The organism is Bacillus jepli, from assembly GCF_047238305.1.
Taxonomy (GTDB): domain Bacteria; phylum Bacillota; class Bacilli; order Bacillales; family Bacillaceae_L; genus Ferdinandcohnia.
This window is the reverse complement of record NZ_JBDFMO010000001.1, coordinates 3,985,695-4,005,168: the sequence shown is the minus strand read 5'-3', so window position 1 is coordinate 4,005,168 and position 19,474 is coordinate 3,985,695. Positions and strand designations below refer to the sequence as shown.

Here is a 19,474-nt window from a genome sequence, read left to right as displayed (position 1 = left end):
GGAGTCCAGATGAATAAACCAATAATCGGTGTTACCTCACATGTTGAGTTGGATTCAAAACATACTCTGTCAAATGATTATATTCAAGCCGTCATTCAAGCCGGTGGCATTCCAGTTATTTTGCCAATCGGAATTGACGAGGATGTTTCACAGCTTGTTACTAAATTAGATGGACTACTTTTAACAGGTGGGGGAGACATTGATCCGTTTCTCTTCGGGGAGGAGCCGCATCCAAAGCTTGGGACGATTTCGCCTGGACGGGATGATTTGGAACCGGCCATTATTAAAGAGATGCTTGACGCGGATAAGCCAATCCTTGCGATTTGTCGTGGGATTCAGATTTTAAATATCACCCTTGGAGGGGATATGTATCAGGATATTTATTCGCAGCACGAGACCCAATTGCTTCAGCATTCTCAAAAAGCTCCTAGGTATCATCTTGCCCATTTTGTAAAAGCGAAGGAAGGTAGTTTACTAGCGTCGATTACTGGGACTACCGAGTTTAAGGTGAATACGGACCACCATCAATCGGTCCGCCATGTGCCACATCCACTCGATGTCTCTGGGGTTGCTTCAGATGGAATAATTGAGGCCATTGAAAGCACCGGTCATTCCTTTGTGTTAGGTGTTCAGTGGCATCCGGAAGGCTTGGCGGTGAGAGGTGATCAGATTTCAAAGCATATTTTTACTAGATTTGTAGAAAGTTGTTCAGAAAAAGGAGTTTAGCTTGGCTAAACTCCTATCTCCAGTATTCCAAGTACTCGTAATTATCTGTGGGAACCTTTTTAATCACTTCGTTTGCTTCATTTCGGTAAACCTCATACTCCCGGTAGATTTCTACTTTATTCCCATTCACGATTTCCGTTTTAACGAACTGCATTTCTAATTCAGGGATTAGTCCTTCGATTCCGTTTTTCTCGTCCGAATTTGCTGTTACTTCTTCATCAGAAGAAAGTCCAGAAACAGAAATGGCATTTTTGTATTCGAAGACATCATCTGCTTCAATTACACCTGTCACAAATATGATAAAAACAATGCCAATTGCAGCCAAAAATTTATTCAAGGTTACCAAACTCCTTTTTTCCATGTCTACTACTCATCTATATGCATTCTGAAAAAGGATTAGGACAACTAATCCCACAAGAGTTATTGGTAGTTTGTTAAATAAAACAAGGAGCCAGGAGAACCGTCCCTGCGGCCCCGACCCCCGTGGCTCCTAGTGGATGTTGGCTTTGCGAATTCCGTCAAAGATGTTGATCGCTGCAGATACGATGATTGAAACAAGTACAAGAGCTATGAACCATGTTTTAAAGTCAAAACCATCGATGCCAAATAAATCTGTCATATACAAGACAAAATCTTGATTTAAGATAGTAGGTTTTAAGAAGATTATGATGAATACAATGTTCGAAAATACTTGCAAGAGTGTATTGTAGATTGCCATTCTATTCGTCCATTGCCCTTTGATTAGTTTATATAGAGCTAATGCTATTTCCAAACCAATCACAACTAGAACGATTGGCCAAAAAGAAAGCAAAACCTCATGGTTTAAAGCTGGGATTACAAATTCGAGACCACCATCACCACCTTCATAAACACCTAGTAGTCGATTCGCATAAAAATAAGTGGTTACCCAAATTGAAATCCATAAAAAAGCGCCGAATACTTCAAGTTTTGAAATCGCTTTTTTCTTAGGAATATATGCGATTTTCTTTAAATCATCTGGAGTCCATTTTTGTAGGCTTGTGGTTAGTGGCTGATCATCTTTACTTTTATCCACTCTTTCAATTATGGCGAACACAAGTGTGAACCAAAAGAATGTTTGTATCGAAACCTCAATGATTCTCGCAATCCCGAAGCCTATTGTGTCTAAAACCAAATTAATAATAGCTTCATCACCTTGATACCCGATAAGATATTCTGCAAATATCGAGATGAGAGCAACTACAGCGGCAATCGGTACAATCATTTTTAGTAAGTTGACGTACACGTCGAAATAACGTGGACCAATAAGGTGCATGGGCCGGTCGCGATAATTATTAGCCAATTTTGCTGGGCTTCCTAATTTTTCGAGCACGGTTTTGACATCCTCTTCGATATAATCATCAGGCAACATATCCTCAATGGTCGACCGTAGTTCAAGTGCGATATCGGCACGCATTTTTTCAGGAAGCCGTCTTGTAACCTCCTGAATGTAGATATCAATCAGATTCATAATCTTCCTCTCCCTCTAAAAGGCTGTATAGCTCTTTTGAATTTTGAATCCATTCCTTTTTTAGCTGTAAAAAGATCTCGAGCCCGTATTCACTTAATACATAGTACTTACGGGGTCTGCTTTCAGATGTATCCCAACTGCTCGTCACCAATTCTTGTTTTTCAAGGCGGCGTAGCAAGGGATATAAGGTACTTTGGTCGATTGCAATTCCGGATCCCTCTAATAATTGAACAAGTGAATATCCATATTGAGGGGTTCGTAATTGACTTAATACCGCTAGTGTCAACGTTCCTCTTCTAAGCTCTGTCATTAATGAGTTTAATAAGTTACTCATTCACCCACCTCATTTTTTATTACTATATGTCATACAGTATTTAATTTATACTATGTATCGTACACTATTGTTGTTACGAAAGCAATGACCCATTTTAAAATAATGACAGATTTTTTTCGTATGGTATAATAAAGACAAGTAAATATGAGTAGGGGAGCTCACACATGTGGGCTGAGAGTAAGCGAAATGTAGCTTAGACCCTGTAACCTGATTTGGATAATGCCAACGTAGGGAATTTGTGTAAGTATGTGCGTTCATGCGGTATATCTATTTTAGGTATACCGCATTTTTTATTTTGTATAGGAGGATGAAGGATGTTTGAAAAAATTTTAGCAAATGTTAGGGAAAGCACACCGCTTGTACATAATATTACTAACTATGTGACGGTAAATGACGTTGCAAACATGGTCCTTGCTTGTGGGGGTTCACCAATTATGGCAGATGATCCTAAGGAAGTGGCAGATATTACAAATATTTGTAGCGCTCTTGTCATCAATATTGGTACATTAAACGAGCGTACGATTGAATCCATGATTTTAGCAGGAAAAGCTGCTAATAAAGTTGGGAACCCCGTAATTTTGGACCCAGTTGGGGCGGGTGCATCTAGCCTGAGGACTAATACTGTCTATCGCCTATTAAACGAAGTACAGTTTTCCGTAATCCGAGGGAATCTTTCTGAAATAAAAACCGTTCATGCTGGTAGTGGGTATACAAAAGGTGTGGATGCCGCCGCAGAAGATGTGATTAATGAAGGAAACCTCGATGAAATGGTTCAGTTTGCAAAAAGGGTAAGTGAGCAAACACATGCTGTTATCGCTATTACGGGTGCGATTGATATCGTGGCCAATAAGGATAAAGCCTATGTAATCAGAAATGGGCATCCATTGATGTCAAAAATCACAGGGACAGGTTGTATGCTTACATCCGTTGTCGCTGCTTATTGTGGTGCAAATCCTCAGGAAATTTTAAAAAGTACGGCCGCTGCGGTGAGTGCGATGGGATATTGCGGAGAACTTGCACACCAAAAGGTAGAAGAATTAAATGGTGGAACTTCATCATTTAGAACGTACTTGATTGATTGGATGAGCAAGCTAGACTTTAGATTACTACAAGGTGGGATGAACATTGAAAATCGATAAAAATGCAATGCTTTTATATGCAGTAACCGATCGTGCTTGGACAGGCAATCGGACTTTAGTCGAGCAGGTAGAAGCTGCATTAGTGGGTGGAATTACCTTCCTTCAACTCAGAGAAAAAAATCTCGAGTATGATGAATTTTTACAGGAAGCAGTTGAACTAAAAAAGTTAACGGCTTTTTATCATGTTCCATTTGTTATTAACGATAATGTGGAGGTTGCGCTAGCATGTGATGCGGATGGAGTGCATGTAGGGCAAGAGGATATGCCGGTTGAAAAAGTTAGGGATATGATTGGACCAGATAAAATTCTTGGAGTTTCTGCTCAAAATGTAGAACAAGCCATTGCAGCAGAAAAAGCGGGGGCGGATTATCTTGGTATTGGGTCTGTATTTCCAACGAACACAAAGTTGGATGCAAAACCGATGACTTTTGAAACGGTCCAAGAAATTTGCCAAAGTGTTTCGATTCCGATCGTTGCAATCGGTGGAATTACGAAAACCAATATCTTGGAATTGAGTGGTAGTGGGGTAGATGGAGTGGCTGTTGTATCCGCAATTTTTGCACAGCCTGATATCACCGCAGCAACAAAAGAATTACGAAAACTTTCAACTGAGATGGTAGGGAGAGATTGACATGAAAAAGGTATTGACGATTGCAGGCTCTGACTGTAGTGGCGGAGCAGGAATTCAAGCCGATATTAAAACAATCACCGCTCATAAAATGTATGCAATGAGTGCGATCACGGCTCTGACTGCTCAAAATACAACAGGAGTATACGGGGTGCTTGATTCGACTCCGGAATTTGTTGGCCAACAGTTAGATTGCATTATGACTGATATTTTTCCGGATAGTGTAAAAATAGGGATGGTGTCCTCACCTGAAATTATCGATAAAATCGTGGAAAAGCTAGAAGAATATCAACCATCAAATATTGTCGTGGACCCAGTCATGATTTCTACAAGTGGTAGTAGACTATTGAGTGAATCAGCGATGGATGCGCTCATTACGAGATTGATTCCACTTGCTACGATCATTACACCTAATATACATGAGGCTGAAGCACTTTGTGGTATGGATATTCACTCGAAGGAAGACATGCAGGTGGCGGCTCAAAAATTATCTGACATGTATAAGGGTGCGATTTTGATCAAAGGGGGGCATCTTGAGGATACAGCAGATGATCTCTTATATAGTGATGGGGAGTTCACATGGTTCCCAGGAGGTCGTATCGATAATCCAAATTCCCATGGCACAGGATGTACGCTATCCTCAGCTATCGCTTGTAATTTAGCAAGCGGCTTGAATATAAAATCAAGTATTCAAGAGGCAAAACGGTATATTACGGGAGCTTTAGAAGCGGGACTAGACCTTGGAAAGGGAAGTGGACCGCTTAATCATTGTTATGCCTTAAAGAACTAATAAATGGAGCAGTGGATTTTACGTAAAATTCACTGCTTTCCTATTGTATTTTTCACTTCAGACATGATTGATTCTATTAATGTTTTAGCACTTTGATTTTTGGATAACCGTGGACTTTGTCCAGACCAAAGGGACATGTAGTCCTTGTTATTTTGTGAACCTGAAGCTTTTCGGATATCCTGTGTAAGTGAATTTTGAACCGGAAACTCAGGCAGATCTTTTTCACAATCCTGCAAGCTTAAAATAAAGGGGTTGATGAGTCCTCGTGCCGGCTTTCCCGAGAATGAACGCGTAACTACTGTTTCGTCTTCGCAAGCATGAAGGATCGCATCCTTATGTACTTGATGTGCGCCACTTTCAATACAAGTTAAAAATGCAGTTCCGATTTGAACAGCCTGTGCGCCTAAGTAAATGGAAGCCATAAAACCTCTTCCATCCATTATTCCCCCAGCAGCAATAACGTGAATATTTACGTTATCAGCAATCTGTGGGATAAGGGACATTAAACCGACTATGTTATCCTTCTCCTCATTCATAAAGCTCCCACGATGTCCGCCAGCTTCACTACCTTGAGCAACCACCATATCCATTCCTGATTTTTCAACTTCAATTGCTTCCTTAACAGTCGTAGCTGTCCCGATTAACATCATATTATGTTCCTTTAATTCCGCGACCACACTTTTGGAAGGAATCCCAAATGTAAAAGAACAAATAGGTACCTTTTCTTCAATCACAACTTTGATTTGTTCAACATATTTTTCGCGTGCATCGTGAAAAGAAGGAAGTTCAACATGAAGCTTTGGAGGTAAATTTAATTTTTCTCGTATCGGGTTGAGTAATTGATTAGCTGATTTGACTTTATCTTCGTTAGCGTCAAATTCGTTCGGAACAAATAAATTAATTCCGAAAGGCTTTGAGGTTAAGCGTTTTATTTCTCTAATTTGTTCGCGAATTTGAGCTGGCGTCATATATCCTGCTCCAATCATACCTAAGCCTCCGGAATTTGAAACAGCCGCAACTAATTCTGAAGTTGAAATGCCCCCTGCCATTGGAGCTTGAATAATGGGGTGTTCAATTTTTAACAGATTGGTCACTTGATTCATCAACAAAACGAACGCCTCCTCATGAGGAATAGAGTGGAGGAATTACTCCACTCTATTCCTAAAGTTTTGTTCCTTTTAAAACAACAGCTTCTCCTTGGAAGGAGATGATTGTATTATTCTCCACTTGAATCCGAAACTTTTGTTTGATTTTACTAGAAGCGTTTAGCATATAATCGGTTAATTCTGATTTCTCAGAATCTGACAAATGCATGCGGTCACACCAGCTCTCAAATTCAAAAGTCTTTTCAAAACGATAGAGTTCTTGGATTTCAAATCCTTCATTTTCAAGCATTTGGAACCACTCACTCTTTTTCCAAGCACGGAAATGACTATAGTCTCGCTTTTTTTCTACCATATTATAAAACTCATCAAATTCATCGTTTTCAGGAGCAACATTATCATCTAACAAGAACTGACCACCTGTTTTTAATACTCGTGATACTTCACTCACAAAGCTAGCAATGTTAGGAAAATGGTGAGGTGCAATTCGGCAAGAGACGATATCAAATGTTTGATCAGAGAATGGTAGATTTTCAGCATCACCTTCAACAAATTCAACATTCTGATGACCATTTCCTTTAATGAATTTTTCCGCAGCAGCTAACATTTCAGGCGTTAAGTCAAATGCTATGACCTTCCCGACAAGTGGAGCAAGGGCATTTGCAGTATGTCCACCACCAGTAGCAATATCAAGAGCCAGTTCCGTGCCTTTGGTGTCTGCCAACGATACTAATGTTTGTAAATCTCCACCTTTTCGATGACCTTCACTTGTTACATAAGATGCAGCGCTTCGACCAAATTGGTTTTTTACGTCATTTTTTATGTCCATACTGTTTCCTCCATTCCCTTACTACCTTCATTCTATAGGAAAATTTTACATAAGGATATTATTAAAAGATTATATAATGAGATAAGAAAAGGTTATGGAAGGTGAATTAAAAAACCCCACATATTAGTCGTGGGGCTCACTTAAGGTAAGGGCAGATGGGAATTGGAAGGTAAATTCGGTTCCTTCTCCAACTGTGCTTGTCACACGAAGTGTTCCTTTCATTGCTTTTACAATTCCATAGACAACCATCATGCCTAGACCTGTTCCTTTTGATCCTTTTGTAGAATAATAGGGCTCACCGAGTCTATCAATCTGTTCCTTTGTCATCCCTATTCCTGTATCTCGAATGATAATGCTTACATTTTGCCTGTCATATCGTGTTTCTATGTATAGTTGTCCACCACCGGGCATTGCTTCGATGGCGTTTTTCATCACATTGATAAAACATTGGTGGAACTTCTGACGATCTCCTTGAATCGAGCCAATCAATGCAAAATTTGTAATCACTTCAACGGAGTGCTGATTCGCAGTGGGCCTCAAAATCGAAATCACCTGTTGCAATTCCCGTTTAATTTGAAGAGTTTCCACCGTATCTAACGCAGGTTTTGAGAACGTCAAATAATCTTGAATAACCCTTTCGGCGGATATTAATTCATCTTTAATAATTAATAGGTACTCCTTTTGTTTGTGGCGGGGGAGGCTATTTGACATTAACAACTGTACAAATCCCATTGCAGCCGTTAAAGGATTTCTAATTTCATGAGAAATCGCTGCACCCAATTGTTCGACGGCATGAAGTTTTTCAGATTTTACAATCGTTTGCCGCATAAGAATATTGTTTCGATAAAATTCAGTTATATAAGACAGGATGCCTAAACCAATTGCTGGTATGACTAAATATGCAAACCACGCATCGTAAAAATTGATATTCGGTTTTGAAACTAGCAGTGCTGAAGCGGTGAAAAAGGATAAAACAAATGTCATAAGCACCGAGACCAATACACGTTTCATTGAATGCTGTTTCCAAAACCATGGATATAATTTCCACAAAATGACGGCTAGAGGGAGGTAAAGGGCAATCGTCGCATAAAAACCAAAGTTTATGCCGTAGATTCCTCTAATTACAATGACCGTTAAGCATAAAATCGGTCCAATCCCTAGATAAAGACCTCCTATTAAAACAGGAATCAGTCGAAGGTCAAAATAGTGTGTAGGGGTAGGTCGATAGGAAAATTTAAAGCAAACCAAGATTAGGACAACTAATCCGATGTAAACTTCCCATTTTGAAAGGGTAAGGTTTCTTTTTCGTTCAAACCAGATTAATCCTATAAATGAAAGAATAATTAATAATGAAAGGTTAACCAAAATGTGCTTCGTAATTTCCATAACTCACCTTCCAAAATAGTAATAAAGTTTTATAATATATAAAATAGTTCGACATTATATGATGATTATAATATAGATTTACCTCTTTTGGTAAATATAAGCAAAATTTTTGGCGGAAAACAGAAAAATGTTAATGAAAATGATGCTTTTTACCTATATTTATTACTCTAGTAATTAATCATTATTTACTAAATGTAATTAAAAGAAGAAGAACAAGGGAAAATAGTTTTTTCTTCCGAAGAGATACAAGATATTGGAAAGTGAATAACGTATTAACAGGTGGATATATTCTTAGAAAAACAAGCTCAAAAAAACTGCTCAGTTTTGATCTGAGCAGTTTTTCATTCACACCAATTGATGTTCTTTTACATAACGATTGTGTGGGTGGTCCTTACATTCTTGACTGCAGGCTCTGTAATGCTCGTGCTCACAGTCTTCGCAAAGAAGAAGATGCTTATTGCACTCTGGGTTTCCGCATTTCACGTAACGTTCTTCCGGTTTTCCACAGTGATGGCATTTCCCAACGATCGTTTCCTCACCAGTACGGTTAACAGGTACTGAAATTCGTTCGTCAAATACATAGCATTTTCCGTCCCATAAAGCACCTTTAGCCTCTGGGTCATATCCGTATGTGATGATGCCACCTTCAAGCTGTGAAACATCTTTGAAACCTTCTTTTACAAGAAAACCAGAAAATTTTTCACAACGAATGCCGCCTGTACAATAGGTTAAGATTTTCTTATCCTTGTACTCACCTAAGTTTTCCTCGACCCATTTTGGCAGTTCGCGGAAGGTTTCGATGTCGGGGCGTATCGCACCTCTAAAATGACCAAGATCGTATTCATACGTATTACGTGCGTCAAGAATAATGACATCTTCTTGTTGCATTGTTTTAAGGAAGTCCTTTGGAGGTAGATGCTTTCCTGTGATTTGATTTGGATTTAGGTCCTCCTCAAGACTCAAATTGACAATCTCTGGCTTCACCTTCACTTTTATCTTTTTAAAAGCATGTCCTTCACTTTTCTCGATTTTGAAGATCATGTCTGAGAAACGGGAATCGTTTCGCATAAACTCCATGTATTTTTCTGTTTGCTCCACAGTACCCGAAACCGTACCATTTATTCCTTCTGTTGCAACAAGGATTCTACCTTTTAATCCTAGTTCAGTACAAAATTCAAAATGTGCATCTCTAAACGCTTGTGGGTCATCGATTTCGATGTATTTGTAATATAGTAAAACTTGATATTCCAATTTTATTCACCTGTTTCATTTAATGCTTTTTCTTTTAGTATGATATCAAAAATGTAGGTTCATGTTAAAGTACTTTTTAATTCCTGGTAGCAATGATGCGTATTTAATACGAGTTGTTCCTGTAATTTGTGTTCATTCATTCCATACAATGTGGCAAGTTGACTACTTATTTTCTCTAAAAATAATGGAGTAGTGGGTTGATTTTTAAACTCACCTTCAAATGGCCATGGACCATCGGTTTCGATTAAAAGCTGTGAAAGAGGAACCAGTTTTGCAAGCTTCTGATCGCGGGTGCGGTAGCAAACTTCAGGTGTAACTGAAATATAATAGCCAGCATCAACAATTTTCTTAACGATATCCTGAGGAGCTTTCAACCAATGGAAATGTGCAGTAGGAACTTGTTTTTGCTGCAGTAGGTCAAAAACCAGTTCTGCTTTATCGTGAACGGCATGCAGCGCTACTGGTAACTGATGTTGAACAGCAACTTCAAGACAACGAGACAAAAAATCCAAATAATGCTCGATTGAATAGGGAAGCTTTTCAAGATTGTAATGTGGTAGGCCAATTTCACCGATTGCCACAAGCTTTTCCCTTTCAGCTTGTACTAATCCCGTCCACTCTAAAAAATCTTGTTCATCTGGTAGCGGTTGTTCAGGATGAAATCCAACAGCAGCATGGACAAAGTGTGGAAATTGATCTCTTAATTCAAGCGTCCGATAAGAGGAGGGGAGATCATTGGAAACAGCAATGACCCCATTAACTCCAACTTCCTGCCATTTTTCTATTAGTGCTGGAAGCTTTTTTACATTATATTGTTCAAGATGAATATGGGCATCAATCATGATTTTCACCTTTTAGCGTACTAATCTTATGAAAGGTTTCCTTACTAAATTTTTTAAAAGGAGAATCAGGCAGATGGTCAAATAATTCAAATGCTTTTTTTGCTGCTAATAATGCCTCATCTATTTTTCCAAGTTCAACTAGACATTGTGCCGTATAGGTCTCTTTTAAATAGAATTGAGATAAGTCAAAAGGATGGTGATGATAGGATGGAATAGCCACTTTTTCAAAAAAATGAATGGCTTCCTCGTAACGCTTTAGTCCCTGTAATGCTTTTCCTTTTTCAAGATAAAACCATTCCCTTATACGCTGTTGGTTAAATTCTGGATCATCTAAAAACCGATTAACCATTGTTAAGGCTTCTTGAAAATTTTGCTTCACCGCATTAAGCGATTCAATTTGAAAAAGTTTTGCAGTGATTTTTGCCATTTGGTCATCTGAAAAATCGGCATACTGATTCAATTTAGTTAGGTAATACTCATATTGCTCCCATTTCTCCGACATCATCGAATAAGCAGCTGCAAGTCGATATAAATCATCAATACGATAAAATATTTTATTTTTTTGGGAGAAGGAAATGGCATCTTCCATGACTTTCTTTGCAGCTTCGGTATTGCCTACAGCAAAATAGAAAATGGCCTCATTATAATCAAGGTCTAATCTTGACAATGGATCAATATATGCATGATTTTTTTCTATTTCAGTTCGTTCCTGTAAGATTGTTTTTAATGCTTTTTCATAATCATGGTCAATAAAATAGGCGAGGCAGCGAAACGATGCAATGCTCACTCTTTTTGTTGTGATATTCATTTGATCGTACAGATTTGCTGCTTGTTCAAGTGGTTGTTTCTCGTTACCTTTCTTTTCAAAATAACAACTGTATCCGTACAGCTCCAGCAATCTAGCAGCTTCGTACCCCTGGTTTAATTGGGAAACAAATGGCTCAATGAGAGTTAGCAATTTCGTATATTTTTCAGGGTGTTCGTCGGAATCAAGCATATATATCTTTTCGGCTTGGTCCAATATATCTTGTAATTCATCAAAATTCACTTCATTTAAAAGCTGCGCTAACTCAATGTCAAGTCTCTCTGCAATATAGGTTAAGCTCTCCATGGATGGATTTGCTTTGTTATTTTCAATAAGGCTCAGCATGCCCTTTGTCAGTTTTGTTCCAGCAAGCTCTTCTAGTGTTAATTTCTTTTGTTTGCGTAATTTACGGATGCGTTCACCAAGCATGTGAAATAGGCACTCTCCCTATTTTTTGTATTGTCCAGTTCCAGGCGCCATCGGCTCGAGGTCATAAGCCAATCGCTTCTGAAGGTAAAGGGCACCTTCTGTCAGCGCTCGTCTTATGCTTGACTTGCACAGGAAGTGCTGACATCGACGTTCGCCACAGGACGTGGCGGTAGTTAGTCGATGTTCCTCAGTCGGGCGCCTTTCACTTTTCTACTTTTGTTTAATTATATTAAACTTTTTGTTGAAAAGAAAGTATAATGGTGTTATGATTTGTTTAATTAAATTAAACTTTTCCGTTATTGGAGGAATTTGCATGAATGAACAACAAAAGCTTAAAAGAGCAACGTATCATTTATTTACATTCACGATTAGTAAAATTATTTCCTCATTCGGCGCACAAGTTTACGCATTCGCAATAAGTTTTTATATACTTCAATTGACAGGCTCTGCAACAAGCTTTGCAACGAATCTCATTTGTAATTTATTGCCGAGGGCCCTTGTGGCACCGCTTGCTGGTTATGCGGCAGACAAATATTCTCGAAAAAAAATCGTGATCATCTCACAACTCGTGACGACGTTAGCGATTGTCGGATTGCTTTTTGTAAGTTTGACTTATGGTTTATCACTGTTAGCAATTTACACGACAACGGTTGTCTTATCCATCGCCACTTCATTTACAGGTGTAACCTTTACATCATCAGTTACAGGATTGGTTGATGAGGACCGCATCCAAAGAGCAATGTCACTTAATCAGATTTCAATGTCATTTGCTGCAATTGGGAGTCCCGCAGTTGGCGGGCTCTTATACGGGACTGTATCGATGGAAGTATTTTTAGAAATGTATATTGCCGCTTCCGTACTTGCTGTTCTTCTTGAATCAACAATGAACTTCAACCTATTCTCAAAACGAAAGGCGAAGGAAGAGCAAGATCAAAAAGAAACCATGTGGCAAAGCATGAAAGCAGGCATTGGCTATTTGAAAACAAAACAGGTTCTACTGACGATGATCTGGATTTCATTAATTATTAACTTCTTATTTGGGGCATTTGAGGTCGGTTACTCCTTCATTTTAATTGAAAAATTGAAGTTAGCTTCTCAGCATTTTGGTTTCACACAAGGCGCATTTGCAGTTGGAATGCTGTTATTCTCGATTTACTTCTCAATTCGAAAAGAAGTGAAGTTCCCGTTCCTTGTTTCTAAGCGCGGAATTATTGGATTAGGGATTATTATGGGCGCAATGGCAATTCCCCTAATGATTTCCCTATCCTATTGGTCCATTTTTGCGTACTATTTTATCGCCATGTTTACATTCGGAGCCATGGTTATTGTTGTCAATACACCAATCCAAGTGATGATGCAAAAAATGATTGATGATGATTTCAAAGGGCGCGTGTTTTCTATTCTTGAATCAATGTCTGTTGCATTGATGCCGCTTGGGATGATTATTTTCGGTTATTTGTATGATGTCATGCCAGGTCAATATATTTTAATTACTTCAGCGGTTGTATTAATTGGGGTAGTGTTAGTCCTCGCAAGACCAAGTGTTGTCAGAGATGCACACCCTGAATTAAAAGAGAAAAATTCTGTCGTAGAAAAAACAAGTACAGCACTATAAACCTTTGGCCTTTCTCAAAATTGGGGAAGGCTTCTTATGTGAAGATAATGTGACAATGTGTCATTTTTAATTGACTAGTGACACTGTGTCATCTAAAATTTAAGTAGTGAGGTGACACGATGCCATGTTAAAGAATGAACCGAAAAATGATCTAAACAAACTAAAATTACGAAGGCTTGTTAAAAGGCTGCAAAAAATAGGTGTCAAAGCGTCAATCATAAAGAAACCAATTACATCTCATTAAGGAGACGAATGATGTCTGTAGGTATTAGAATGGAACAGTTAAAAGATATGAAGGTCGAGCTATTACGATTTATGATGTCGTATAAGTTTGCTCTTGAAGAAATGATGACGAAAATTAATATTTTAAAGCAGGAATTTAAATACATTCACGATTATAACCCAATCGAACACGTTTCATCGCGATTAAAGTCGCCGGAAAGTATTTTAAGTAAAATCGACCGCAAAGGGTATGATTATACCATTGAGTCAATTAAAGAAAACATCCGTGATATTGCAGGAATTCGCATCACATGCGCGTACATCTCAGATATTTATAAAATCAGTGAAATGCTGCAACAACAAAAAGATGTGACTGTAATTGAATGTAAAGATTATATTAAGAATCCAAAGCCAAACGGATATCAAAGTTTGCATTTAATTGTCCAAATCCCAATCTTCATGTCCGACCGTGAGGATCATGTTTTCGTTGAAATTCAAATCCGTACAATCGCAATGGATTTCTGGGCAAGCTTAGAACATAAAATTTATTACAAATATAATAAAGAAATTCCTCAGCATATGAAGGATGAATTAAAGGAAGCAGCCATCACTGCATCTCAATTAGATAAAAAAATGGAAAAGCTTCAGCGAGAAATGAACAAGCTAAAAGAATCAGAAAAAGCGGAAGAGCATTATAAAAATGACGAACGAATCCTTCTTCCATACGACTTTCTATCATTAGTCAAATAAAAACAAAAAGGGAGAGGTGGAAGTGCCAAAACTGACATTTTTTAATTTACCTGAGGATAAAAAACAAACGTTAATTGTCGCGGCTAAAAAGGAATTTTCCAGTGCCCCTTTGTTTGACGCCTCGATTTCAAATATTATCAAATCAGCTGGAATCTCACGTGGCAGTTTTTATCAATATTTTGAGGACAAGGAGGATGCCTTTTTCTTTTTATTAGGGGAGTTTGCAAAGGAGAAGAAGGCAGCGTTTCTTACCATGCTCGAAAAGTATGACGGTGACTTGTTTCAGACCTTTATCGACTTTTTTGAGTTGTTCTTAAATGAGAATGAAAACTTGACATTTTTAAAAAATTCACTGCTCAACATGACTCATAAAATTGAGCGTACGTTTGATCGAATGATTAGCGAACATGAAATCAACGAAAATTTTAAAATGCTATGCTCACGAATTAATATCAGCAAAATGAATGTTTCAGACGAGGTAGAGTTATTCCATGCTATGCAAATCATTACATCGGTCTTGTTACGCAATTTAATCCATGCATTTGCCCATGATTTACCACGAGATGTGGCAATGAAAAACTTTATGACGGAAATAAATTTATTGAAAAAAGGACTTGTCCGGTAGGAGACTCCATTGAGCTCCTTCCGGACATTTTGTTTTTTCGAGCCTTTTTTCAATAGAAATGAAGTATAATAGATGGCATTAAGTATGGACTTAGATTGGATGGATGTGTGTGCAGAAACATTTTTTATACGGCATTCTGTTGTTTGTGATGATGGCATGGGGGCTAAATATTGTTGCGATAAAAATATTGGTCCAAAACTTTCCTCCCTTCACCATTACTGGTTTACGAATTTTAGCTGCGGGTCTTGTCATTTTTGTCTTTTTGTATATGAAGAAGGATCTCCAGAAAATGAATCTACATGAGTTCGGCTATGTCGCACTAAGTGCATTTACGGGAATTTTTGCTCACCAAGCTTTGCTTTCCATTGGCCTGGTCAACACAAGTGCTACAAACGGCGCATCCATTCTAGCCCTAATACCGCTTGTCACCAATCTTTTAGCGGTACTCTTCCTAAAGGCGAGGATGACATTGTTAAAAATATCCGGGGTGCTCTTTGGTATAGTCGGCATTTACTTTATCTTGGTCCTTGGTGGTGGCTCTTTTACGGAGCTTTCAAGTGGCGATTTATTTGTGTTTCTATCAGTCATAGCGCAAGGCCTAAGCTTCATTTTTATCCGAAAAGCATCCTATACATTGAACCCTAAAACGATTACTAGTTATGCGCTATTAATGGGGGCTGGGTTTTTGGTCATGTTAAGTTTTGCAGTAGAAGGTCCATCCATCCAACAAATTGGTGCAGCTCCATCTTATGTGTGGTGGGTTTTCATTGCATCAGCGATCATCTCGACCGGAATTGGAAACCTGTGCTATAACTTTGCGATTTCGCAGCTTGGTGCGGGGGAGACGGCTATTTTCTTAAACCTCTCGCCATTCTTTTCATTACTCGGATCGGTACTGTTTTTAAATGAAGCCTTTAAATGGATTCAGTTAGTTGGATTTATTTTAATTGTGATTGGTGTTTTATTGGGAACAGAATTATTTGAACGAAAACCCCGGGTTGAAAGGCAAGTTGGGGTTTCCGTATCAAAATAGATTGGTAGGGGCAGCTCTTTTAGTTGGAGTTGCCCTTTTTTAGTTTTAGGGAGAGGTAATAATTTTCCAAATGTCCACACAAAACGAAAAAAGTGAGCTAAAATTAAAGAATAAACCAATCTAAAGGAGTGACATACATATGGATTTGAATTTAGATGGAAAAACGGCCATTGTGGTAGCATCTAGCCAAGGACTTGGAAAAGCAATCGCAACACAGCTTGTGAAAGAAGGCGCAAATGTTATGCTTGCAAGCCGCAGTGAGGACAAATTAAAAACTGTTCAGTCAGAGCTTTCAGCCTTTAACAAGGGAAGAGTGTCATATCTTCAAACAGACATCACCAATAAAGAAGAGATCGAGGCTTTAATTAAACATACTGCAGATACGTTCGGCACAATCGATATTTTGATTAACAATGCGGGAGGACCTCCAGCAGGAACATTTGACCAGTTAGATGATGAAGCGTGGCAGGGGGCCTTTGAATTAAATCTATTAAGCTATATTCGAATGATCCGTGGAGCACTACCTTACCTGCAAAAAAATGGTGGAAAAATCATCAACATTGCATCTTCATCTATTAAGATGCCGCTTCCTGGATTGATTCTTTCTAATACGTTTCGCCTAGGAATTGTCGGTTTAGCAAAGACATTAGCCGACGAATTAGCTCCATATAATATCTTGATCAATACGGTTGCACCGGGGCGTATCGCGACCGACCGAGTGGCACATTTGGATCAAGTAAATGCCGAAAAACTTGGAAAGCCGATTGAAGAAGTGGAGCAAATGTTCAAAGAAACCATTCCGTTAAAACGCTATGGCACGCCTGAAGAATTCGCAAACTTTGTTACATTTTTAGTATCAGATGCGAATACCTATCTGACCGGTCAAGCCTACCTGGTTGACGGCGGTATGGTGAAGGCGATTTAGAGAATGAAACCTGTTTCCTGAGGATTAGAAGGGAGGCAGGCTTTTTTTGTTTTTGACTTTTAGTATCCGAGGCTGTGGTTCAAATAAAGGATGGTGAAAGATATTCCGTCATTATCCTTTTCATCTCGGCTATGACGGGGATTTAAGGTGAGATTCTTCGCCGTTTTCCCCTTCATCTGAGCTATGAAGAGGATTTCAGTCAGGATTTCTCACGGTTTTCCTTTTCATCTGAGTTATGAAGAGGATTTCAGTCAGGATTTCTCACGGTTTTCCTTTTCATCTGAGTTATGAAGAGGATTTCAGTCGGGATTTCTCGCGGTTTTCCTTTTCATCTGAGTTATGAAGAGGATTTCAGTCGGGATTTCTCGCGGTTTTCCTTTTCATCAACGCAATGAAGAGGATTCCATGCGAGCAACCTCGCAGATTTCCTCTTCACCTGGGTAGAGATAACAATAAAAAAAGGTATCATTTCTTCACTTTAGTGAGTAATGATACCTTTATTAAAAGGGACGGTGATCGTCCGTTAATTAATTTCTCTCCAGCAACGATGCTCCCGAAATCCCAGGTTCTGTCATTTCATAAGGGTTTAATATTAGATCTAATTCTTCTTCGGTTAACACATCATATTGCAAGCAAAGTTCACGTACTTGTTTACCATTAATTATCGCTTCTCTTGCGATACGAGCCGCGACTTCATAGCCGATATGTGGATTTACAGCCGTAATAATACCAACGCTTTTTTCTACGTACTCCTTCATACGGTCCTCATTTGCTTTGATTCCAGTTAAACAGTATTCAGTAAATACATGAAAGGCATTTTTCATAATGCTCAGTGATTGAATTAAATTAAATGCTAACACCGGTTCCATTACATTTAACTCCAATTGACCTGCTTCTGAAGCTAAGCAGATGGTATGATCATTTCCAATCACTTGGAATGCTACTTGGTTTATCATTTCAGGCATAACAGGGTTTACTTTACCTGGCATGATGGAGGAACCCGGTTGTCTAGCTGGTAGGATGATTTCCCCAAGTCCAGCACGCGGCCCTGATGCCATTAACCGCAAATCATTGGCGATTTTAGACATATTCATCATACTTATTTTTAATGCTGCGGAAACTTCCGCGTATGCATCAATATTTTGAGTGGCATCGACGAGGTGTTCTGCACCAACTAAAGGAAGCCCAGTAATTTTAGCTAAATGTTTGACGACATTTTCAATATAACGAGGGGAAGCATTTAGCCCCGTTCCAACGGCAGTTGCCCCCATGTTCACCTCATACAAATGTTGGCGAGATTGCTGAATACGTTTTATATCGCGTTCGACAACTCGGGCATATGCAGCGAATTCTTGTCCAAGACGAATGGGCACGGCATCCTGAAGATGAGTTCTACCCATTTTGATAATATGATCAAATTCCGTTGCTTTTTGCTGAAAAACATCTTTCATATGTTCCATCGTTTTAACCAATTTCTCAACTAAATTGAGTGTAGCAATATGAAGTGCTGTTGGAAACGCATCATTTGTAGATTGGGACATATTTACATGGCTGTTTGGGCTTAATTCGTAATACTTTCCTTTTTCATGTCCGAGTATCTCAAGTGCACGATTAGCTATGACTTCATTTGCATTCATATTAATCGATGTCCCTGCACCACCCTGGATTGGATCTACGATAAATTGGTCATGCAGTTTTCCATTTATGATTTCATCAGCGGCTTGTACGATTGGATTGCCAAGCCCTTCATATAAATGCTTCACATCCATGTTTGCTAATGCCGCAGCTTTCTTAACCATTGCTAGTGCGATAATTAATTCCTCATGAATTCGGTAACCGGTTAGCGGGAAATTTTCAACTGCCCGAATGGTTTGGACACCATAATAAGCATCAACCGGAACCTCTTTTTCTCCAAGAAAATCTTTTTCAATACGATATTGACCCATGACGTTCTCTCCCTTGTCCAAGTGCATTCAAGTTATCTATTATTTTTAAAAAGATGGATACAAATCATCCACCCCATTATATCATTTATTTTCTTTTTACAAACTAAAACGCTTTCATAACTTTGAATTTCAATTAATTGGAAGTTAGTAAGGATCTGTTCTTGTCCGGACTAAATGATAAAAATGCGGAATAGGATGATACTAAGTATTCTGAAACTTTTCTCGTGCTTATTCGTAAGTAAGGGTATCAGCAGTTTGAGGAAGGGGATGAAAAAATGGTGCGACACATGACATATGCGCTTCTGATTACTGCCGTAGAGGTAGCGGTCTGTTTTGTGATTTCCTTGTATTTTGATGCAAATATGTTACCGACCATGTTTTTCGGCTCTTGTTTCTTTATCCTAGTTGCATTCCTAATGGGCTCCTCGGACGATATTTTTACAAAAAACTCGGAGGTTGCCGTTTTTAATTCATTTCTAGGAAGTTATAAACCAAGACATAAAAAAGCAAAACTAACCATCAGTCCATTTTTAACAGGATCGCTTCTGTGTCTACTTTCGTATTTTGTAGCGGACTATTTTCTATAAAAGCTAGATAAGTTTTAGCA

General features: G+C 38.7%; 20 protein-coding genes and 1 riboswitch. Of the genes, 10 read left to right on the top strand and 10 right to left on the bottom strand.

Going from position 1 to position 19,474, the window contains the following annotated elements; translation table 11 throughout:
• Positions 1-9 precede the first annotated feature (9 nt).
• Complete coding sequence (locus ABC371_RS20465) at positions 10-726, top strand: gamma-glutamyl-gamma-aminobutyrate hydrolase family protein (RefSeq protein WP_412898485.1); 717 nt, start codon at positions 10-12, stop codon at positions 724-726.
• Between the two features lie 13 nt (positions 727-739).
• Here the strand turns inward: ABC371_RS20465 and ABC371_RS20460 are convergent, their stop codons facing one another.
• The 3 genes from ABC371_RS20460 to ABC371_RS20450 form a co-directional block, all read right to left on the bottom strand.
• Entirely contained in the window at positions 740-1,063 is a 324-nt protein-coding gene (locus ABC371_RS20460) for a hypothetical protein (protein ID WP_412898484.1), read from the bottom strand.
• A 153-nt stretch (positions 1,064-1,216) separates the two neighbouring features.
• Positions 1,217-2,215: an HAAS signaling domain-containing protein gene (locus tag ABC371_RS20455; protein WP_412898483.1), complete on the bottom strand. Its 999-nt coding sequence runs from the start codon at positions 2,213-2,215 to the stop codon at positions 1,217-1,219.
• Positions 2,202-2,549: a PadR family transcriptional regulator gene (locus tag ABC371_RS20450; protein ID WP_412898482.1), complete on the bottom strand. Its 348-nt coding sequence runs from the start codon at positions 2,547-2,549 to the stop codon at positions 2,202-2,204. The genes ABC371_RS20455 and ABC371_RS20450 overlap by 14 nt, the downstream gene beginning before the upstream one ends.
• 140 nt (positions 2,550-2,689) lie before the next feature.
• Positions 2,690-2,800, top strand: a riboswitch (TPP riboswitch).
• A gap of 63 nt (positions 2,801-2,863) precedes the next feature.
• On the opposite strand from ABC371_RS20450, the gene thiM reads away from it, so the two are divergent.
• From thiM to thiD, 3 genes are read left to right on the top strand one after another with little or no spacing between them, the layout of a single operon-like run.
• Entirely contained in the window at positions 2,864-3,688 is an 825-nt protein-coding gene (thiM, locus tag ABC371_RS20445) for a hydroxyethylthiazole kinase (protein WP_412898481.1), read from the top strand.
• A complete protein-coding gene (gene thiE / locus ABC371_RS20440) occupies positions 3,675-4,319 on the top strand; it encodes a thiamine phosphate synthase (protein ID WP_412898480.1) in 645 nt (214 codons plus the stop codon). Before thiM ends, thiE begins: the two co-directional genes overlap by 14 nt.
• 1 nt (position 4,320) lies before the next feature.
• Positions 4,321-5,106, top strand: coding sequence for a bifunctional hydroxymethylpyrimidine kinase/phosphomethylpyrimidine kinase (gene thiD / locus ABC371_RS20435; RefSeq protein WP_412898479.1), 786 nt, complete (start codon positions 4,321-4,323; stop codon positions 5,104-5,106).
• A 29-nt stretch (positions 5,107-5,135) separates the two neighbouring features.
• On the opposite strand, the gene ABC371_RS20430 is transcribed toward thiD, so the two are convergent.
• The 6 genes from ABC371_RS20430 to ABC371_RS20405 form a co-directional block, all read right to left on the bottom strand.
• Positions 5,136-6,215: an NAD(P)H-dependent flavin oxidoreductase gene (locus ABC371_RS20430; RefSeq protein WP_412898478.1), complete on the bottom strand. Its 1,080-nt coding sequence runs from the start codon at positions 6,213-6,215 to the stop codon at positions 5,136-5,138.
• A 52-nt stretch (positions 6,216-6,267) separates the two neighbouring features.
• Entirely contained in the window at positions 6,268-7,038 is a 771-nt protein-coding gene (locus ABC371_RS20425; RefSeq protein ID WP_412898477.1) for a class I SAM-dependent methyltransferase, read from the bottom strand.
• Between the two features lie 123 nt (positions 7,039-7,161).
• Entirely contained in the window at positions 7,162-8,424 is a 1,263-nt protein-coding gene (locus ABC371_RS20420; protein WP_412898476.1) for an ATP-binding protein, read from the bottom strand.
• A gap of 345 nt (positions 8,425-8,769) precedes the next feature.
• Positions 8,770-9,681: an oxygen-dependent tRNA uridine(34) hydroxylase TrhO gene (gene trhO, locus ABC371_RS20415; protein ID WP_412899408.1), complete on the bottom strand. Its 912-nt coding sequence runs from the start codon at positions 9,679-9,681 to the stop codon at positions 8,770-8,772.
• Positions 9,682-9,734: 53 nt separating this feature from the next.
• Positions 9,735-10,517 carry a TatD family hydrolase gene (locus tag ABC371_RS20410; protein ID WP_412898475.1) on the bottom strand — a complete coding sequence of 261 codons (783 nt, stop codon included), beginning with the start codon at positions 10,515-10,517 and terminating at the stop codon, positions 9,735-9,737.
• Positions 10,510-11,751, bottom strand: a complete 1,242-nt coding sequence (locus ABC371_RS20405; RefSeq protein WP_412898474.1) for a helix-turn-helix domain-containing protein — start codon at positions 11,749-11,751, stop codon at positions 10,510-10,512. The genes ABC371_RS20410 and ABC371_RS20405 overlap by 8 nt, the downstream gene beginning before the upstream one ends.
• Positions 11,752-12,064: 313 nt before the next feature.
• Here ABC371_RS20405 and ABC371_RS20400 point away from each other — a divergent pair, with 313 nt between their 5' ends.
• The 5 genes from ABC371_RS20400 to ABC371_RS20380 all read left to right on the top strand — a co-directional run bounded on the left by ABC371_RS20400 (position 12,065) and on the right by ABC371_RS20380 (position 16,921).
• Complete coding sequence (locus ABC371_RS20400) at positions 12,065-13,366, top strand: MFS transporter (protein ID WP_412898473.1); 1,302 nt, start codon at positions 12,065-12,067, stop codon at positions 13,364-13,366.
• A gap of 255 nt (positions 13,367-13,621) precedes the next feature.
• Entirely contained in the window at positions 13,622-14,338 is a 717-nt protein-coding gene (locus tag ABC371_RS20395; protein ID WP_412899407.1) for a GTP pyrophosphokinase, read from the top strand.
• A 22-nt stretch (positions 14,339-14,360) separates the two neighbouring features.
• Positions 14,361-14,963, top strand: a complete 603-nt coding sequence (locus tag ABC371_RS20390) for a TetR/AcrR family transcriptional regulator (protein ID WP_412898472.1) — start codon at positions 14,361-14,363, stop codon at positions 14,961-14,963.
• A 109-nt stretch (positions 14,964-15,072) separates the two neighbouring features.
• Positions 15,073-15,996, top strand: a complete 924-nt coding sequence (locus ABC371_RS20385; RefSeq protein ID WP_412898471.1) for a DMT family transporter — start codon at positions 15,073-15,075, stop codon at positions 15,994-15,996.
• A 139-nt stretch (positions 15,997-16,135) separates the two neighbouring features.
• The gene (locus tag ABC371_RS20380) at positions 16,136-16,921 is read left to right on the top strand and encodes an SDR family oxidoreductase (protein WP_412898470.1); all 786 of its coding nucleotides are present in this window, start codon (positions 16,136-16,138) and stop codon (positions 16,919-16,921) included.
• A gap of 527 nt (positions 16,922-17,448) precedes the next feature.
• Here the strand turns inward: ABC371_RS20380 and aspA are convergent.
• A complete protein-coding gene (gene aspA, locus ABC371_RS20375; protein WP_412898469.1) occupies positions 17,449-18,867 on the bottom strand; it encodes an aspartate ammonia-lyase in 1,419 nt (472 codons plus the stop codon).
• A gap of 275 nt (positions 18,868-19,142) precedes the next feature.
• Between aspA and ABC371_RS20370 the strand changes: the two genes are divergently transcribed.
• Positions 19,143-19,454, top strand: a complete 312-nt coding sequence (locus ABC371_RS20370; RefSeq protein WP_412898468.1) for a hypothetical protein — start codon at positions 19,143-19,145, stop codon at positions 19,452-19,454.
• The last annotated feature ends 20 nt before the right edge of the window (positions 19,455-19,474 follow it).

What these genes read in the sequence shown, in the direction of transcription:
- thiM (WP_412898481.1), top strand. Translation starts at nt 2,864, where the DNA reads ATGTTTGAAAAAATTTTAGCAAATGTTAGGGAAAGCACACCGCTTGTA.
- ABC371_RS20465 (WP_412898485.1), top strand. Translation starts at nt 10, where the DNA reads ATGAATAAACCAATAATCGGTGTTACCTCACATGTTGAGTTGGATTCA.
- ABC371_RS20425 (WP_412898477.1), bottom strand. Translation starts at nt 7,038, where the DNA reads ATGGACATAAAAAATGACGTAAAAAACCAATTTGGTCGAAGCGCTGCA.
- ABC371_RS20405 (WP_412898474.1), bottom strand. Translation starts at nt 11,751, where the DNA reads ATGCTTGGTGAACGCATCCGTAAATTACGCAAACAAAAGAAATTAACA.
- ABC371_RS20370 (WP_412898468.1), top strand. Translation starts at nt 19,143, where the DNA reads ATGGTGCGACACATGACATATGCGCTTCTGATTACTGCCGTAGAGGTA.
- aspA (WP_412898469.1), bottom strand. Translation starts at nt 18,867, where the DNA reads ATGGGTCAATATCGTATTGAAAAAGATTTTCTTGGAGAAAAAGAGGTT.
- ABC371_RS20395 (WP_412899407.1), top strand. Translation starts at nt 13,622, where the DNA reads ATGTCTGTAGGTATTAGAATGGAACAGTTAAAAGATATGAAGGTCGAG.
- ABC371_RS20410 (WP_412898475.1), bottom strand. Translation starts at nt 10,517, where the DNA reads ATGATTGATGCCCATATTCATCTTGAACAATATAATGTAAAAAAGCTT.
- ABC371_RS20455 (WP_412898483.1), bottom strand. Translation starts at nt 2,215, where the DNA reads ATGAATCTGATTGATATCTACATTCAGGAGGTTACAAGACGGCTTCCT.
- ABC371_RS20450 (WP_412898482.1), bottom strand. Translation starts at nt 2,549, where the DNA reads ATGAGTAACTTATTAAACTCATTAATGACAGAGCTTAGAAGAGGAACG.
- ABC371_RS20420 (WP_412898476.1), bottom strand. Translation starts at nt 8,424, where the DNA reads ATGGAAATTACGAAGCACATTTTGGTTAACCTTTCATTATTAATTATT.
- ABC371_RS20380 (WP_412898470.1), top strand. Translation starts at nt 16,136, where the DNA reads ATGGATTTGAATTTAGATGGAAAAACGGCCATTGTGGTAGCATCTAGC.
- thiD (WP_412898479.1), top strand. Translation starts at nt 4,321, where the DNA reads ATGAAAAAGGTATTGACGATTGCAGGCTCTGACTGTAGTGGCGGAGCA.
- ABC371_RS20400 (WP_412898473.1), top strand. Translation starts at nt 12,065, where the DNA reads ATGAATGAACAACAAAAGCTTAAAAGAGCAACGTATCATTTATTTACA.